The organism is Amycolatopsis albidoflavus, assembly GCF_039525725.1.
Taxonomy (GTDB): Bacteria; Actinomycetota; Actinomycetes; order Mycobacteriales; family Pseudonocardiaceae; genus Amycolatopsis; species Amycolatopsis albidoflava.
The window spans coordinates 222,713-238,785 of record NZ_BAAAHV010000003.1; the positions used below are offsets into that span (position 1 = coordinate 222,713).

16 protein-coding genes are annotated in these 16,073 nt (G+C 68.6%); 9 read left to right on the top strand and 7 right to left on the bottom strand.

Annotation, left to right across the window (positions count from 1 at the left end; all coding sequences use genetic code 11):
• Nucleotides 1–65 precede the first annotated feature (65 nt).
• Nucleotides 66–374: an antibiotic biosynthesis monooxygenase family protein gene (locus tag ABD156_RS02075; RefSeq protein ID WP_344265423.1), complete on the top strand. Its 309-nt coding sequence runs from the start codon at nt 66–68 to the stop codon at nt 372–374.
• A complete protein-coding gene (locus tag ABD156_RS02080) occupies nt 367–1,170 on the top strand; it encodes an SIR2 family NAD-dependent protein deacylase (RefSeq protein ID WP_344265426.1) in 804 nt (267 codons plus the stop codon). Before ABD156_RS02075 ends, ABD156_RS02080 begins: the two co-directional genes overlap by 8 nt.
• On the opposite strand, the gene ABD156_RS02085 is transcribed toward ABD156_RS02080, so the two are convergent.
• Together ABD156_RS02085 and ABD156_RS02090 are read right to left on the bottom strand one after the other, a co-directional pair.
• Entirely contained in the window at nt 1,157–1,585 is a 429-nt protein-coding gene (locus ABD156_RS02085; RefSeq protein ID WP_344265429.1) for an acetyltransferase, read from the bottom strand. The two genes, ABD156_RS02080 and ABD156_RS02085, sit on opposite strands and share 14 nt — an antisense overlap.
• Entirely contained in the window at nt 1,582–2,535 is a 954-nt protein-coding gene (locus tag ABD156_RS02090) for an endonuclease/exonuclease/phosphatase family protein (protein ID WP_344265432.1), read from the bottom strand. The genes ABD156_RS02085 and ABD156_RS02090 overlap by 4 nt, the downstream gene beginning before the upstream one ends.
• 106 nt (nt 2,536–2,641) lie before the next feature.
• Between ABD156_RS02090 and ABD156_RS02095 the strand changes: the two genes are divergently transcribed.
• Nucleotides 2,642–3,619, top strand: a complete 978-nt coding sequence (locus ABD156_RS02095; RefSeq protein WP_344265435.1) for an ATP-binding cassette domain-containing protein — start codon at nt 2,642–2,644, stop codon at nt 3,617–3,619.
• Nucleotides 3,616–4,422, top strand: coding sequence for an ABC transporter permease (locus ABD156_RS02100; RefSeq protein ID WP_344265438.1), 807 nt, complete (start codon nt 3,616–3,618; stop codon nt 4,420–4,422). The genes ABD156_RS02095 and ABD156_RS02100 overlap by 4 nt, the downstream gene beginning before the upstream one ends.
• 81 nt (nt 4,423–4,503) lie before the next feature.
• Here ABD156_RS02100 and ABD156_RS02105 read toward each other — a convergent pair whose 3' ends face one another.
• Nucleotides 4,504–5,304 carry an AraC family transcriptional regulator gene (locus ABD156_RS02105; RefSeq protein WP_344265441.1) on the bottom strand — a complete coding sequence of 267 codons (801 nt, stop codon included), beginning with the start codon at nt 5,302–5,304 and terminating at the stop codon, nt 4,504–4,506.
• A 119-nt stretch (nt 5,305–5,423) separates the two neighbouring features.
• Here ABD156_RS02105 and ABD156_RS02110 point away from each other — a divergent pair, with 119 nt between their 5' ends.
• Entirely contained in the window at nt 5,424–5,837 is a 414-nt protein-coding gene (locus tag ABD156_RS02110; protein WP_344265444.1) for an SRPBCC family protein, read from the top strand.
• On the opposite strand, the gene ABD156_RS02115 is transcribed toward ABD156_RS02110, so the two are convergent.
• Nucleotides 5,826–6,845: an amidohydrolase family protein gene (locus ABD156_RS02115; RefSeq protein ID WP_344265447.1), complete on the bottom strand. Its 1,020-nt coding sequence runs from the start codon at nt 6,843–6,845 to the stop codon at nt 5,826–5,828. The two genes, ABD156_RS02110 and ABD156_RS02115, sit on opposite strands and share 12 nt — an antisense overlap.
• 89 nt (nt 6,846–6,934) lie before the next feature.
• On the bottom strand, nt 6,935–10,105 hold the full coding sequence (locus ABD156_RS02120; protein ID WP_344266680.1) for an AfsR/SARP family transcriptional regulator: 3,171 nt from the start codon (nt 10,103–10,105) through the stop codon (nt 6,935–6,937).
• Nucleotides 10,106–10,251: 146 nt separating this feature from the next.
• Here ABD156_RS02120 and ABD156_RS02125 point away from each other — a divergent pair, with 146 nt between their 5' ends.
• Together ABD156_RS02125 and pcp are read left to right on the top strand one after the other, a co-directional pair.
• Nucleotides 10,252–11,697: a M1 family metallopeptidase gene (locus ABD156_RS02125; protein ID WP_344265450.1), complete on the top strand. Its 1,446-nt coding sequence runs from the start codon at nt 10,252–10,254 to the stop codon at nt 11,695–11,697.
• A complete protein-coding gene (pcp, locus tag ABD156_RS02130) occupies nt 11,694–12,299 on the top strand; it encodes a pyroglutamyl-peptidase I (RefSeq protein ID WP_344265453.1) in 606 nt (201 codons plus the stop codon). The genes ABD156_RS02125 and pcp overlap by 4 nt, the downstream gene beginning before the upstream one ends.
• Nucleotides 12,300–12,302: 3 nt before the next feature.
• Here the strand turns inward: pcp and ABD156_RS02135 are convergent, their stop codons facing one another.
• The gene (locus ABD156_RS02135) at nt 12,303–14,117 is read right to left on the bottom strand and encodes an Hsp70 family protein (protein ID WP_344265456.1); all 1,815 of its coding nucleotides are present in this window, start codon (nt 14,115–14,117) and stop codon (nt 12,303–12,305) included.
• A gap of 133 nt (nt 14,118–14,250) precedes the next feature.
• Between ABD156_RS02135 and ABD156_RS02140 the strand changes: the two genes are divergently transcribed.
• Together ABD156_RS02140 and ABD156_RS02145 are read left to right on the top strand one after the other, a co-directional pair.
• Nucleotides 14,251–14,676, top strand: coding sequence for a helix-turn-helix domain-containing protein (locus ABD156_RS02140; RefSeq protein WP_344265459.1), 426 nt, complete (start codon nt 14,251–14,253; stop codon nt 14,674–14,676).
• Nucleotides 14,677–14,731: 55 nt separating this feature from the next.
• Nucleotides 14,732–15,112 (top strand): hypothetical protein, encoded by a 381-nt coding sequence (locus ABD156_RS02145; protein WP_344265463.1) that lies wholly within the window; start codon nt 14,732–14,734, stop codon nt 15,110–15,112.
• Here ABD156_RS02145 and ABD156_RS02150 read toward each other — a convergent pair.
• Nucleotides 15,064–16,056: a protein kinase family protein gene (locus tag ABD156_RS02150; protein ID WP_344265466.1), complete on the bottom strand. Its 993-nt coding sequence runs from the start codon at nt 16,054–16,056 to the stop codon at nt 15,064–15,066. The two genes, ABD156_RS02145 and ABD156_RS02150, sit on opposite strands and share 49 nt — an antisense overlap.
• Between the last annotated feature and the right edge of the window lie 17 nt (nt 16,057–16,073).

Below are 16,073 nucleotides of genomic sequence, written 5' to 3' on the forward strand. Positions count from 1 at the left end.
CCGTCAGACGCCGACTTAAAGGCGATCCCGCCGCGGCGGCGGAGCCGACGCCATAGACTCAACCCATGGCTGTAGTCAAGATCAACGCAATCGAGGTCCCTGAAGGCGCCGGCCCCGAGCTGGAGAAGCGGTTCGCCGCGCGGCTGCACTCCGTCGACGACCAGGAAGGGTTCCTCGGCTTCGAGCTGCTCCGCCCGATCGCGGGCGAGACGCGCTACTTCGTGTACACGAAGTGGGAAACCGAGGAGCACTACCAGGCCTGGGCGGGCGGTCCGGCGCGCGAGGCGCACGCGGGCGAGCGCAAGAATCCGGTGTCGACCGGTGCGAATCTGCTGGAGTTCGAGGTCGTGCAGGCATCGAAGCCGGGTGAGTGACGAACTCTCCCGCGCCGCCGAGCTGATCTCGGGCGCCGGCGCGCTGCTCGTGTGCGCCGGCGCCGGGATGGGCGTCGACTCCGGGCTGCCTGATTTCCGTGGCGGGGAAGGGTTTTGGCGAGCTTATCCGCCGTACGCCGGGCTCGGGCTGCGGTTCGAGGAGCTGGCCGACCCGCGGCATTTCGCCTCGGATCCAGAGCTGGCCTGGGGTTTCTACGGGCATCGGCTCGAGCTGTACCGGAAAACGGTGCCGCATCGCGGGTTCGGTCTGCTTCTCGAATGGGGGCTGGCGAAACCGGGCGGCGTGCGCGTGTTCACGTCCAATGTGGACGGAAAGTTTCAGGCGGCGGGATTTCCGCACGTCGCCGAGGCGCACGGGTCGATCCACCATCTGCAGTGCCTGGCCGGGTGTTCGAGGGAGATCTGGTCGGCCACAGAAATCAGGGTCGAAATCGACGAGGCGACGATGCGTGCCCGGCCGCCGTTGCCGTCCTGTCCGCGCTGCGGCGGTTTGGCGCGGCCGAACATCCTGATGTTCGGGGATTTCGACTGGGTTCCCGACCGGAGTCAGGAACAGCTGGACGAACTCACCGCTTGGCGTCGTGCGCATCGCGACGTAGTGGTGGTCGAAATCGGTGCCGGACAAGCGGTTCCGACGGTGCGACGATATTCCGAACTCGCCAGCGCGGCGACGGGTGCGTTGGTCCGGATCAATCCGCGCGAGCCGGAGATCCGGCACGGGCGCGGGGTTTCGATCGCCGCGGGCGCGCTGGAGACGTTGGTCAAGCTCGTTTGAGCTCCAGCAAGGGGAACGGGCGGCCGTCCGAATCGGTCTCCTGCCTGCCGGCGACCTCGAACCCGTGGTGCAGATAGAAACCGACTGCCTGCGGGTTCTGCTCGTTCACGTCCAGCGTGAGATCCGGGTGGCGGTCCAGCGCCGCGCGCAACAAAGCCGTGCCGACGCCGCGACCGCGGAAATCGTCGTGCACGAACAGCATTTCCAGCTTTCCCTCGGCGATTCCCGAGAAGCCCGCCGCGATTCCGTCGACCTCCGCCACGGTCAGGTCCACTTCCGGGAAGTAGAGCGGGACGCGCGTGGCGTAGTACTCGACGTCCGCCGGAGTCAGAAAGTCGTGCGTCGCCTCGACGGCGCTGCGCCAGATCTCCAGCAGACGCGGGTATTCCCCGTTGCTCGGCCGCAAGGTCGTCACGGCAGCTGCACCTCCGCGTAAACGGCCCGGTGATCGCTCCCGGGCACCTCGAAAACTTGGTAATCCCGGATCGCCACCCGGCGGTCCACCAGCACGTGATCCAGCGGCACGAGCGGGACCGCCGACGTCGACCAGGTCGGGACCATGCCGTCGCCGCGTGCCTCCGCCGCGTCGACATAGCCGCGAGACAGCACCGTCCGCAGCGCGGCGTGGTCGAGCGTCGCGTTGAAGTCGCCGGCCACCACGCGCAGCCCGTGTTCGCCGATCGCGCGCGACAGGTCCCGCATCTCCTGTTCCCACTGGTAATACCCGGAGTCCGGCGAACGCGGATGCGCGGCCACGATCTCCAACGTCGTCCCGCCGCCGAGATCCGCCGCCGCACCAGGCTGTTTCTGGACCGAATCGCCGGTGAAGTCCTCTTCGGTCAGCGGATACCGCGACACGATGCCGGAACCGTCCACACCGGACGACGGGTGCATGACGCGGTACGGCAGCGTCTGGAACAGCCCGGCTTTCTCCAGCCCGGACATCGCGGCAGGCGTCATCTCCACCAGGTTCAGCACGTCGATCCGGTGCTCCCGGACCAGCCGCACGAGCGCCGCCGGGTCAGCCTGGCCCAGGTAGAGATTGGCCGCCAGCACCCGCACCGTCTTCCCGTTCGCCGCGGGCTGGGCGTCGGGGATCACCCGCGGCGCGACGTACACCGCCAGCAGCACGGACAACGCCAGCACGACGCCGCCGGTCCACCACCGCCGCAGCATCAGCGCGAGCGCGGCGAGCAGCACGCCGTAGATGACGAAGTACGGCGTCAGCGCCAGCAAGGCGGTCAGGTACCAGCCGCTGCCGTCCCAGCCGATCGTGCGCAGCACGGCCACCGCCAGCAGCGGCAGTGCGACCAGCACGAGCAGGCTCGTGACCAGCCGGCTGCGCCTCCGCGCCTCCATCACCATGATCCCGAGTATGCCGGGCGCGCTGACAGGTCCGTGTCAGCGCCGTGTGCGCGGCTTGCCAGCGCCTCCGTCCACTGTGTGCTGGAGCGACACAGGAGGAGGCATCATGTCGCATGCGATCCAGGCCGAGGGCCTGGTCAAGCATTTCGGGGAGACGAAGGCGCTGGACGGGGTGGACCTCGAGGTCCCGTTCGGGAAGGTGGTCGGGGTGCTCGGGCCGAACGGCGCGGGCAAGACGACCGCGGTCCGCATCCTGGCCACCCTGCTGAGACCGGACGCGGGGCGGGCCACGGTCGGGGGTTACGACGTGGTCCGCGACCCGGTCCGGGTGCGCGGGCTGATCGGGCTCACCGGGCAGTACGCGTCGGTGGACGAGGACCTGAGCGGCACCGAGAACCTGGTGCTGATCGGGAAGCTGCTGAACCTGTCCAGGGGCGACGCCCGGGCGCGGGCGGCCGAACTGCTGGAGCGGTTCGAGCTGACCGACGCGGCCAAGCGGCCGATCCGGACGTATTCCGGCGGCATGCGGCGCAGGCTCGACCTGGCGGCGAGCCTCGTCGGCCGTCCCGCCGTGCTGTACCTGGACGAGCCGACCACCGGACTCGACCCGCACGCCCGCAACGAAGTGTGGGCGGTGGTCCGCAGCCTCGTCGCCGACGGCGCGACGGTGCTGCTCACCACGCAGTACCTGGAGGAGGCCGATCAGCTGGCGGACCGGATCACCGTGTTCGACCACGGCCACGTGGTCGCCGACGGCCGCGCCGACGAGCTGAAGCGGCGGGTCGGCGGGCAGACGCTGCAGGTGCGGCCGACGTCGCTGAGCGACCTCGACGAGGTCGACCGGATCCTGGCCGAACTCACCGGCGTCCGTCCGGTCCGCGACAACGCGACCGGGCTGCTCACCGCGCCGGTGTCCGACCCGGTGCTGCTGTCCACGCTGGTGCGCCGCCTCGACTCGGCGGGCATCACCTCCGACGAACTGGCACTGCGGCTGCCCAGCCTCGACGAGGTGTTCCTCGCGCTGACCGGGCATACCGCCGACGAGCCGAAGCCGGAGCGCGAACTCGAAGGGAGCCGCTCGTGACCACCGCGACCGCGGTGGCGGCCCCGCCCCGGCACATCAGTCCCGTCCAAGGCGCGAAGCACGCGCTTTCGCTTGCCTGGCGGGGAATCCTGAAGATCCGCAAGAATCCGGAACAGCTGGCCGACGTCACGCTGATGCCGATCATCTTCCTGCTGATGTTCACCTACCTGTTCGGCAACGCGCTGAGCGGTTCGATCGAGAACTACCTGCAGGCGCTCGTGCCGGGCCTGATCGTGATGAACATCCTGCAGGCGTCGCTGACGGTCGGCACGCAGCTCAACACCGACATCACCAAGGGCGTCTTCGACCGCTTCCGCTCCATGCCGATCGCTCGTTCGGCTCCGTTGGTGGGCGCGGTGCTGGCCGACCTCGTGCGGTACGTGGTGTGCCTGACGGTCCTGCTGGTCGTGGCGACCGTGATGGGCTTCCGCGTGCAGACCGGTCCCGGGGAGTTCGTCCTCGCGATTCTGCTGGCGATCGCGTTCGGCCTGTGCTTCTGCTGGGGTTCGGTGTTCGTCGGAATGCTGATGAAGTCCCCTGGCGCGGCGCAGGGCCTGATGTTCGTCTTCATCATGCCGCTGACGTTCGGCAGCAACGTGTTCCTCCCGACGGCCACGATGCCGGGCTGGCTCAAGGCGTGGGCGGACATCAGCCCGGTGAGCCTGTTGTCCGACGTGATGCGCGGCCTGCTCAACGGCGGCGTCGCCTACGGCGGCTCCCTGCTGGGCGCGCTGGCGTGGATGGCCGGTGCGGTCGTGGTGTTCTTCCCGCTCGCGACGTGGGCTTACCGCAAGCGGGTCTGAGGGCGTCCCGCACGGGGGTGTGGACGCTGTGAGTGAGTGTCTGTGTCCGGGTTCCACAGCCGGGCACAGGCACTCACTTTTTTATGCGAGCAGCCTGCGCAGTGCGGCCGGGGTGTGTCCGAGGTGTGCGCGCACAGTCCGGCACAGGTGGGCTTGATCGGCGAACCCGAGGTCGGCGGCGAGGGCGGCCAAGCTGGGTTCGCCTGCCTCCAGCCGGTCCAGCGCGCGGGCTACGCGCACGCGATTGCGGTATTTGGTCAGCGACACTCCCAGTTCGCGGGTGAAGGCTCGGCTGAGCCGGTACGGCGAGACGCCCAGCAGCGCTGCCAGCGGAATCAGCCCGGCCGCCGCGGGATGTTCGTCGCCGATCGCGGCGCGGGCCTGGGCGGTCAGCGCGCGGTCGCGTGTCTGGTCGCTGTCCGGGACGGTCGTCGCCACGACGTGCCGGACCACTGCGGATACCAGGCCGATCAGTCCCTCGGTCGCCGCGTAACCGGTGTCGGCGGCGCGGGTGGCGGCGAGGAGCCGACGGTGGGCGAGGTCGAGCGGACCGTCCACGTACAGCGTTGAGCGATCCAGCTGTGGTGCGTCGCCGGCCAGGGTGCGCCAGAACGCCGGGGTCAGGCTGATCGAGGTGCACCAGTCACCGCCGGTGGGATGGGCGAAGTGCTCCTCCTCGCCGGGCATTCCGACGTAACCGACGGTGCGGTCGAGGTCCGAGCAGACCCCGCGGACGCGGCGGCGGAACCCGCCGCGGCGCACGAGCACGAGCCGCACGTCCTCGCGCGGCTGCTCGGCCGACCAGCCGCGGTGATCGTCCAGGCAGTCCACCGCCCCGACGGAGAACTCCGGGCGAGTGGCGAGACCGGCGAAGGAGAGCACGTCCGGAGGTTACGGCGGGGGTCTGACAATTCCCCCGCAAGAATCTTCAAGACCCGAGCGACCGGTACCGGGCAGGCTGGCACATCCGTTGCCACCGCAGGAAAACCGGAGCAGGAGACATGGCGTCCATCCGCGAAGAAGCAGTGCTCGAATCCAGTGCCGACGACGTGTGGGAGGTGATCGGCGACTTCGCCCCGGGTCCCCGGCGGATGGCACCGGGGTTCGTCCTGGACAGCCGGGCCGAGGAGGACTGCCGGGTCGTCACCTTCGCCGACGGCACGGTCGTGCGGGAACGGCGGATCGGCGTCGACCACGGCGCGCGCCGGATCGTCTACTCGGTCGTCGGCGGCGACGTCCAGCCCGAACACGACAACGCGGCCATGCAGGTCCTCCCCGACGGCGAACAGCGGTGCCGGCTGGTGTGGACCCGCGACGTGCTCCCCGACGAGCTAGCCGCTCCGATGGCCAAAGCGATGTCGGCCGGTCTCGAGGTGATCAAGCGAACCCTCGATCACCTCCGCTCACCCGAGTGAGGCTCCCGCGAGATGGCCGGTCAGCCGCTCCCAGTTCCCGGAGCCGATGGCGGCCTTCGCTTCCTCGCTGAACGGCGCCGCCTCCAGAAACGACCGCGCGACCCCGCCGCTCGTGTCCAGATAAGGAAAACCGCCGGGCCGGGTGCCGAAGGTGTAGGGATAGTCGGTCGAATACAGCATCCGCTCTGTCCCGACCACCTCGGCCGCCCAGCGCAGGTAGCGTTCGCTGACCGTGCCGCTGCCCGCGATCCAGAAGTTCCGGCGGAAGTACTCGGCCAGCGGCTGCCGGAGTCCGGCCATTTCCTGAAGGAATCCGACGTGGTCGAGGTAGAACAGCACGACCTCGCCCCAGTGCCCGGCGATCACCTGCAGATCCGGGTGCCGATCGAAGACTCCGGAGAAGATCATCCGCAGGTACTGCACGCCGAGGTCGTAGTACCAGCCGAGCCCGGCGGTCGCCAACGCTGGCCCGACGCCGTTGGGCAGCCCTGAGTAATACGCCTCCTGAACCGCTCGCACGGGAGCCTGCGGGTGGAAGTGCAGCGGGACTCGAAGTCGTGAGGCGGTTCCGTAGAGGTCATCGAATTCCGGTGCATCGGCCAGTTTGTCGCCTGTGCGGCCGTACAGCATCGCGCCGCGGAACCCCAGGCTGACCGCGCGTTCCAGCTCCTCGGCGGCGGCTTCGGGCGAAGATGTCGGGAGGGTGGCGAAGGCCTGGAATCGCGTGGGGTTCGCAGCGACGATTTCGGCGAGTGCGTCGTTGGCCTCCCGCGCGACGGGCACGGCATCGGCGGCCGGAAGGTTCTGCACCCCGGGAGTGGACAGGGATAACACCGCTACGTCGATGCCCTGCTCGTCCATGTCGGCGAGGCGTCCGTCGCCGACGTCGCACAGGCGTCTGGTGACCGGGTGATCCTCGGGGTAGCCGTGCGGCTGGACCCCCGCCTTCGCCCACGCGTCGCGCAGAACAGGCAGGACCACGTGTTCTTCCAGGGCGACGATGCGCATGACAGCTCCTCGATGTTTCCAGTGATACTCACCGCAGAGTATCACCGGAAACATCAGTGGAAGCAAGGAGCGGTTATCACCGATAACGCCTACTCGCGTGCGCGTTCCGCCCGGACCGCTTCGATCGCCTCGGCCCGTTCCAGCCGCGAGGTCTCGGCGACGATCGCCTCGTACCGTTCCGCGCCCAGCTCCCGGGTCAGGCCGGCGATCAGCTCCCGGACCTCCGGGCTGCCCAGGTCGAACCGGCCGCGCACCACCGCGCTCAGCGCCAGCACCCGAGCGGACGACTCCAGCCGCCCCTGCTGGTACCGGATCCGCGCCAGCAGTTCGACTATGGCTGCCAGGTCCGGCATGTCGAAGCGCCTGGCCGTCTGCTCGACCACGTCGAACACCGCTGGCTCCGCTTCGTCCGGGCGGCCCTCGGCGAGCAGCAGAGCAGCCTCGATGGTGCCGAGCCATTCCGTCTCGAAGCCCTCCGGCGTCGGCCAATCCGCGCGCGCCGACTTCATTTCCCGGAACACCTCCCGCGCCTGCTCGACGTTGTTCTCCCGGATCAGCAACTCGGCCCGGCCAAGCAACACGATCAGCCGCAATCCGTTGTTCCCGCCGGAAGCCGCGTAGCGTTCGGCGGCTTCCATGTCCCGCCACGCGCCTTCTTGGTCACCGGCGCGCGAACGTTCGATCGCCAGCCGCCACCACTGCTGCACGATGTCGTCCCGCGACCGCAGTTCCATCATCAGCCGCAGGCCCTCGGCGTACCCGGCGATCGCCCCTTCGTGGTCGCCGGACTGCGATTGCGCCGCGGCCCGGAAACCGTGCGTCATGCCGAGGCCCCAACGGTCGCCGACCTCGGCGAAGCCAAGGTGCGCGAGCTCTCGCGCCCGGTCCGCGCTCTTGAGATCGCCGGTGTCGCCGAGGACGAAGCTCTCCGCCCAGTGCCCGGCGGCGCGGCTCCAGACGTCGTCCCGCTCGACCGCCCGGCGGATCTCGCGCTTCGCCAGGTCGCGTTCGCCGTTGAGATAAGCCACTATCGGCAATCCGACCCAGAGCCACGGATTCTTTTCCGCCGCACCGGTCCGCACGCATTCCTCGATCAGCTCGGGGACGTCCACCTTCTCGTGCGGACCGGCCATGACCCGCATCAGCACCTGGATCAACCGCAGGCTCGCCGCCATGTCCGGCGACAGCTCGCCGCCCATTTCGAGCACCTCGTCCACGAACAGCGCGGCCCGCTCGTTCTGCCCGATGATATTGAAATACCAGAACAATCCGAACAGCAGCCGAGCCGCCGATTCCGCGGAACCCGACTCGATCGCCGCCCGCAGCGCGGAGGTGAAGTTGTCGATTTCGTGCTCGTACACGTCGATAGCCTGGAGCTGCTCCCGTGCGCGCAGCAAAGGTTCGTTGCGGTCGGCCAATTCCGTGTAGTACGAGACCATCGCCACCCGCAGCCGCTCCTTCTCGCCGGACTCGGCGAGCCGCTCGGTGGCGTAGGCGCGCAAGGTTTCCAGCAGGCGGTACCGCATGCCCACCACGTCCACAATGGACTTCTCAACCAGCGAACCCAGCACGTACACGATGTCATCCGCGGGCAGTTCGTCGTCCGAGCAGACGTTTTCCACTGCCTCCTCGGAGAAACTCGCCGCGAACACCGCGAGCCTGCGCGCGAGCCGGACCTCCGCGTCGCTCAGCAGATCCCAGCTCCACTCCACCACGGCGCGCAGGGTGCGCTGGCGCGGCAACGCCGTCCGGCTGCCGGAGGTGAGCAACCGGAACCGGTCGTCGAGGCGTTCGGCGATCTGCTCGGCGGTCATCGACCGCAACCGCGCGGCGGCCAGTTCGAGCGCCAGCGGCATCCCGTCGAGCCGGCGGCAGATCTGCCGCACCGCGTCCACTGTGGACTCATCGAGCCGGAACCCGGGCCGTACCGCCATCGCGCGGTCGAGAAAAAGCCGGACGGAATCGAGCGTGCCGACGTCCGCAGGTGGCGCGGCTTCGTCCGGCACCGGCAACGGACCGAGCGGGCACAACGCTTCCCCGGTTATCGCGAGCGGTTCACGGCTCGTCGCGAGCACTCGCAACGCCGGCAGCCGCCGCAGCAGGTTGTCGGCCAGCTCCGCGGCGGTGTCGATGACGTGTTCGCAATTGTCCAGCACCAGCAACACGTCCGCGCCGCTGAGCGTTTCCACCGCGTGCTCGAACGGATCGACCTGCCGACGCCGAGCATCGGCCTCCGTCGTCCGGAGATCGCGGACCTCCAACGCGTTGAGCAGCGCGGCCAACACGTCTTCCGCATCCCGCACGCCGGCCAGCGGCACGAACCACACCAAGCCGCGCGAGTGCGCCGGATGCCGCGAAGCCGCTTCCGTCGCGAGCCGCGTCTTGCCAGCTCCGCCCGGGCCGACGAGCGTGACCAGCCGGGATCCTTCGAGCAGTTCGGCCAGCAGCTTCAGCTCGTCGGTGCGGCCGATGAAGCTGGTGAGCCGCTGCGGCAACCGGTCCGCCACCGTGGCGACTGGCGTGTATTCGCCGCGCAGCGCACGCAGGTGCACTTCCTGCAGTTCCGCCGACGGGTCGACGCCCAATTCGTCGGCCAGCGTCGTGCGGATCGCGGCGTACGCGGCGAGCGCGTCAGCCTGTCGTCCGGCAGCGGAAAGCGCACGGATTCGCAAGCCAGCCAACCGTTCCCGCAACGGATGCGCCTGCGCGGCCGCGGTGAGTTCCGCGAGCACGTCCGCGTGCCGCCCCAGCCGCAGCTCGGCTTCGAACCAGTCCTCAGTGGTCTCCGTGCGCCGTTCTTCCAGCAGAGTCGCGGGCGCGGCGGCAAACGGCGCGTCCAGCACGTCCGCGAGCGCCGCCCCGCGCCACAACGCGAGCGCGGCGGCGAGCGATTCGGCGGCGGTACCGTCCCGGCCAGCGGCAAGTTCCCGGCGCCCTTCGGCGGACAACTGCTCGAACCGGTGGAGATCCACCGCTTCCGGCGGCACCGCGAGCCGGTAACCGCCATTGACCGACTCCAGGTCGACCTCCGCGGGCCGCAGCGCACGACGCAGCCGGGAGACGAGCGACTGGAGCGCGTTGGCCGCGTCAGCCGGGGGTTCAGCGCCCCACAGGCCGTCGATCAACGCCTCGGCGGGCACCGCGCGCCCGGCGTCGAGCGCGAGCCGCGAAAGGAGCATGCGAAGGCGGGCTCCGCCGATGTCGATCGGCGTGCCGTCCTCCCCGTCCGCTCGCAGCGGGCCCAGCAGCGCGACGCGCATGAGGTCCAGCTTTCCAGACAACGACCACGTCGTGCCGGGGCCCGACGGAAGTGTGGACTTTCGAGACAATCTGCCCACCTTGCGGTTACTCCATGCCTTCCCGGCGCTACGTTGCGGAGGGTTCACACGCAGACACAGGAGCGCCCATGAGAGCACTGCACCGCTGGCGTCGCCCGGCAGTGACCGTCGCAGCCACCCTCACCGCATTGACGCTCGGCACGGGAATCGCGTCGGCCGGACAGGACGGCTGGGACCGGCCGACCCCCGGTTCGGACGGCGCCGGAGACAGCTACTACCCGCAGGACGGCAACGGCGGGTACGAGGTCTCCGACTACGACCTCAGGGTCAACTACGCCCCGGACACCCACCAGCTCGCCGGGGTCCAGACGGTCCACGCGAAGGCGACCCAGTCGCTCAGCTCGTTCGACCTGGACCTCCGGGGCCTCACGGTCGACGCGGTCCGGGTCAACGGCGTGCCCGCGAAGTTCACCCGCACCGGCGACCACGAACTCGTGATCACGCCGAAGATGCCGCTGTGGAAGGGCCTGCCGTTCACCACCGAGGTCGCCTACCACGGCGTCCCGGTCGCGATCGACGACCCGAACCTCGGCAAGAACGGCTGGCAGTTCACCAAGTCCGGCGGCGCGTTCGCGGCGGGCGAGCCGAAATCGGCCACCACCTGGTACCCGGTCAACGACACCCCGCGCAACAAGGCCCGGTTCCGGCTGTCGATCAACGTCCCGAGCGAATGGGGCGTGATCGCCAACGGCCGCGAGGTTGGCTCGTACCGCACGCGCACGGGCACCACGCACGTCTGGGCGGAGGACACCCCGACCGCGTCGTACATGACCACGGTCGCGATCGACAAGTGGACCTTCAACAAGCGCCAGCGCTCGGACGGCACCCCGATCGTCAGCGCGTACGCGCCGGGCACCTCGGACGCCACGAAGCAGGCCGACGCCCAGCTGCCGGAGGTCATCGACTTCCTCGAATCGAAGTTCGGCAAGTACCCGGTGGACGCCGCGGGCGGCATCTACCTGACTGAGCCGATCGGGTTCTCGCTCGAGACGATGAGCCGCCCGATCTACTCCGGCCGCGCGGGCAACATCGGCACGATCGTGCACGAGAACGCGCACCAGTGGTGGGGCGACACGGTCGCCGTCGACCACTGGAAGGACGTCTGCCTCAACGAATGCTTCGCGTCTTACGCGACCTGGCTGTGGGCGCAGAAGAACGGCGAGGACCTCGACGCCCGGTACCTCGACGCGGTCGCGTCGGCAGGCGATTCGTTCTGGGCGGGCAAGCTGTACGACATGGGGCCCGGCCACGAGTTCACCTACGTGTACTCCAAGGGTCCGGTCATGCTGCACGCGCTCAGCAAGTACATGGGACAGGAAGCGTTCGACCAGGTGCTCAAGACCTGGAACACCGTCCACCACAACGGGAACGCCAGCATGCAGGAGTTCCAGAAGTACTGTGAGAAGGTGTCCGGCATGGACCTGCAGGGCTTCTTCGACGCGTGGATCTACGGCAACGGCAAGCCGTCCGACGAGTTCCTTTACCCGGGCGACCTCAAACCGGCGGCGAAGTGACGGTTCTGCTGACGGGGTTCGCGCCCTTTGACGGAGCGGCGTCGAATCCTTCTTGGCAGGCAGCTTCGCTGGCAGCGGCGCTGCGGACGGACACGGTGGCGGTAGAGCTGCCGTGCGAGTTCGACGCGTCGCTGCCGGCGCTGCGGGCCGCGATCCTGGCGCACCGGCCGGAACTCGTCGTCTGCGCCGGGCTCGCCGGCGGACGCGAGCACGTCACGCCGGAACGAGTGGCGATCAACCTGATCGACGCCCGGATCCCGGACAACGCCGGCGCGCAACCGGTCGACGTCCCGGTGGTCGAGGGCGGGCCATCGGCGTACTTCACCACGCTGCCGGTGAAAGCGGCGGTCGCGGCGATCGAGGCGGCGGGACTGCCCGCTGCCGTGTCGTACACCGCCGGGACTTACGTGTGCAATCAGGTCTTCTACGGCCTGATGCACCTGATCGCGACGGAGTTTCCCGGACTGCGCGGCGGTTTCGTGCATGTGCCGGAGGAATCCCAGCTGTCACTGGACTCGACCGCGCGAGCGCTCGAGATCGTGGCGGACACCGCGCTGACCGTGGACAAGGACGTCACGACCTCAGCGGGCACGCTGCACTGACCTTTACTCGCCGGGCTGCACGGTCTGTTGGAAATACTGCACCAGATCCTGCGGCCTGCGGCTCGTGTGCGACGGGCTGGTGTCCATCACGGTGCCGACCACGGGGATTCCGTCGGCCTGATAGATCAGCAGGCCCAGCTTCGGTCCGACACCCGCGACGTAACGGCCGCTCAGTCCCGTGCGGGTGCGCCAGGTGTCGGTCTCGACGCGACCGGTCATGTCCTTGCGCGCTCCTGGCTCGACCTGGGCGAGCGTGAGTCCTTCGTGGAACGCGACCGTGGTCTTGTCCGGGAAGCGGCACAGCGCGGTGCGCAGTGCGCCTAGGGCTTTCGCCAGTTCCGGGTCGTCTGAGCAGGTGGCGCGGGTTTGGATGCTCGGACCGGACAAGCGGCGCATGCACCGGGTGAGGCCGTTTTCGCCGGGAAGCGCCGCTTGCACGCCGACGCAGGCGGCAGCGCGAGCCGCGCTGCTGGACGGGCTGGCGGGCGCTGACTGGTTCGCGGCGACTGGCGGAGTTTTGTCGTCGCCACGCGTGGCGACGACGGCGGTCACGATCCCGGCGACGACCAGCACGGCCAAGGCGATGGCACCGATTACGAAGGGTCTGCGAGACTTCTTCTTCGGTTGCCGCGGCCATCCGGCTGGGGGTGGCATGGGGACCGGCTGCCGATGTACCGGGCCTGGCTGTTGCTGAACAGGCTGTTGCTGGACAGGCGGCCAGGATGCCGGTGCCCGCGGTGCCGCTTGCATTGGTGCCGCCGGCCGTTCGTCCACCGGCACGTGATGCAACCCGAACGCGACCGCCGTCTCCGGCTGGTCCTCAGTAGTCGGCACGACGCCAAGCGTCGACCCGACCAACGAGGCCAGCAACGGCATCCGGCTGGGCCCGCCGACCAGATAGACGCCACCGAGCCGATCCGGAGAAAGCCCGGCCCGCGCGATCGTCGCCGCGAGCATCTCCGCGCTGCGCAACAGATTCGGCCGCACCAACGCTTCCAACTCGGCACGAGTGACGAGGACGTCGCCGAACGGATCCGGCATCGGCACCTCGGTGTGCGAGTGCCGGGAAAGACTTTCCTTGGCGTCACGGACGTCTTGGAGCAACACCCGCCGCAACCGTCGGTCACTGGTCGTCTGCGGACGGAGAAGCCGTTGCCACTGCGCCGGATCCGCGTGCGAAACCGACCGTCCAATATGGACCAGCAAGGCTTGGTCGATGTCCAGGCTGCCGAGGTCCGGCAACCCGTCCTCCGCCAAAACCGCGGTACCCGCGCCGACGACCGCACAGTCGAAGGTGCCCGCCCCGAGGTCGTACACCGCGATCGGCCCGCTGGGAGCCCCTTGCTCGCGCAAGGTCGCGTAATGCGCCGCCGCCGCGACCGGCTCCGGCACCAGCCGCACCTGCCCGAACCCGGCTTTCCCCGCCGCCGCCCGGAGAGTCTGCTGCCGCCGCGCGCCCCACCCGGCCGGATGCGACACCCGCACCTCGTCCGGAACCCCGGAAAGCTGCCGCTCGGCCTCCTCGCCCATCCGCCTCAGGACCGCCGCGAAGGCGTCGACCACCGGCACCGCCCGATCGCCAAGCAGCAACTCCCCGTCGTCAATCCGCCGCTTGGGATTCGGCTCGAACCGGCTGGGATCCAGCCGAGCCCGCCGCTCCGCGTCCTGCCCGACGACGAGCAGCCCGTCCTCCTCCGCGTAAACCGCGGAAGACATGGTGACCGACCCGTCGACCTCAATAGCCCGCGGGCCGCGTCCGAAGGCCGCCAAGACGCCAACCGTGCTGGAAGTACCGAAGTCGATCGACAGGACGTCCACGCAGTTCCCCTCCCCAAATCCCCACGGCATCGTCTCACGGGCATGCGTGACAGATATAACTGAAACCTACTTGCCAAGGTAAGTGACACCGAGGCACACTTGAGTACGTCAACAGCCGTGAAGCGGAGAGACCATGACGCCGACCCCGACCGCACGAGAGTCGCTGTTCGCGACCCCGCGAGCACAACAAGAGGCCCACGCCGCCGCGGAACTGATCGCCGAAGCAGACGGCCAGGTCACGCTGGACGGCGTCGAACTGGGCGGTGAGATCCGCGAACTGCTGCGCCAGATCATCGCGATCGTCGCCGAAGGCGGAACGGTGACCGTCGGCGCGATGCCGGAGATCATCACCACGACGGTGGCCGCGGAGTTGCTCGGATTCTCCCGGACCACGCTGATGAAACACGTCCGCGCCGGCGACCTGCCCAGCACCCGAACCGGCAGCCACACAAAACTCCGCCGCGACGACGTCCTCGCCTTCCGCCGGGAACGACTGCGCAAACAACGAGACGCGTTGAACGAATTGCTCGCGATCGAAGACCGGCTCGACATCGAATAGTCAGAATCGAACAGGAGGCCGCACCGCGGAACTTTAGTCCTCGTATCGTGGTGCGATGCCCACTCGTGTGCTTCCCGATGCCAACGTCCTGCACGCCAGAACACTACGGGACTGGCTGCTTCTGCTGAAGGACACGGGAAACGCAAGCATGTTCCACGTTTTCTACACCGAAGACATTCTTGCCGAGACCATCCAGAGCATCCGTCGCCGCAATCCCGGGCTTACCGGAACCGAGATCACCAAAATCCGCGACGCGATCGCCGGATCGATGGACGGCCGCATCGACGACTACCCGTCCGGACAGGACGCCGTCGTGCTGGCCGACCCGTTTTCGCTGAGCGAATCGCCGAGCGCTGCCGCGAGATCGCGTTCGACCAGTAGCGCGAGCTACCCCGCGAAAACCTCCGCCGGAAAACGCGTCTCCCGGTCCTCCTGAAGCCGCGTATAGAAGTCGTTCATCTCCACCGCCACCGCCGCATGCCGCGCCACCACCTCGGCAATCGGCGAAGGCAACGCAAGCTCTCCAGCAGCCGCACGGCGCACCGCGGCCAGGCGGCTCGCCCGGTCCCAAGTCCCGCGCACCTCGGTCACCAGCCAGTTCACCAAATACATCGACCCATAAGCCCGGTCGTGCTCCGCATTCAGCTCGGCGAACGCCAGCTCCGCCTCAGTCAGATCGAACCGCCGCGCGAACGCCAGGCCGAAATCGGTCAGCGCGAACCGATCGCCATCGGTCAGGAAATTCTCGAAGTGGTTGTCGAAGTGCAGAACACCCTGCGCACGCAGGAAGGAGAGCGTCTCGGCCACCTGCGACGCAACACGGTCAGCCTGATCCAGATGCCCAGGCAGCCACCGGTGCACATTGGTCGGGAAATACTCGCAGAACAGCACAACACTCGACGAGGAATCCCGCAGCTCCGTGAGCCGTCGGCGAACCGCAGCGGAACCGCCCCAGTATTCGACGTCCTCCTCCAGCGAGCGATCCGGCACCCGGCCCGAGAGAACCGGCAGCACTCGCCAATGGTGCAGCAAAGGGAAGTTCTCGCACTGTCCACTAAGGACCCAGCCGGTGGCCATCACGTGCAGCGCCAGCTCCCGCCAAGCCGAGCCCTCCGGCGAGCCCAGCCCGTAGTGGCAAAAGGCAGGCAGGCCATACAGATTGGCGGTGGAATGCGGATACTGCCGCTCCAGCGCGGTGAGCGGCACCCGCTTCGCGAAGACCGGCACCCCGTCGACATCCAGCCGGGCGCCGGTGCCGCCGATGCCCTCGGACAGCACCTCGGCGGACTCCAGCCGCTCGGTGAGCTGGCGGTCGCTCAGCAGCGAAAGCGCGGTGCTCGCCGCGGCATGCCGCGAGATTCTCGAAGAAGAAGACCCCATGACAACGACCATAGAGA

What these genes read in the sequence shown, in the direction of transcription:
- ABD156_RS02075 (WP_344265423.1), top strand. Translation starts at nt 66, where the DNA reads ATGGCTGTAGTCAAGATCAACGCAATCGAGGTCCCTGAAGGCGCCGGC.
- ABD156_RS02090 (WP_344265432.1), bottom strand. Translation starts at nt 2,535, where the DNA reads ATGGTGATGGAGGCGCGGAGGCGCAGCCGGCTGGTCACGAGCCTGCTC.
- ABD156_RS02095 (WP_344265435.1), top strand. Translation starts at nt 2,642, where the DNA reads ATGTCGCATGCGATCCAGGCCGAGGGCCTGGTCAAGCATTTCGGGGAG.
- ABD156_RS02110 (WP_344265444.1), top strand. Translation starts at nt 5,424, where the DNA reads ATGGCGTCCATCCGCGAAGAAGCAGTGCTCGAATCCAGTGCCGACGAC.
- ABD156_RS02115 (WP_344265447.1), bottom strand. Translation starts at nt 6,845, where the DNA reads ATGCGCATCGTCGCCCTGGAAGAACACGTGGTCCTGCCTGTTCTGCGC.
- ABD156_RS02120 (WP_344266680.1), bottom strand. Translation starts at nt 10,105, where the DNA reads ATGCGCGTCGCGCTGCTGGGCCCGCTGCGAGCGGACGGGGAGGACGGC.
- ABD156_RS02125 (WP_344265450.1), top strand. Translation starts at nt 10,252, where the DNA reads ATGAGAGCACTGCACCGCTGGCGTCGCCCGGCAGTGACCGTCGCAGCC.
- ABD156_RS02140 (WP_344265459.1), top strand. Translation starts at nt 14,251, where the DNA reads ATGACGCCGACCCCGACCGCACGAGAGTCGCTGTTCGCGACCCCGCGA.
- ABD156_RS02145 (WP_344265463.1), top strand. Translation starts at nt 14,732, where the DNA reads ATGCCCACTCGTGTGCTTCCCGATGCCAACGTCCTGCACGCCAGAACA.
- ABD156_RS02150 (WP_344265466.1), bottom strand. Translation starts at nt 16,056, where the DNA reads ATGGGGTCTTCTTCTTCGAGAATCTCGCGGCATGCCGCGGCGAGCACC.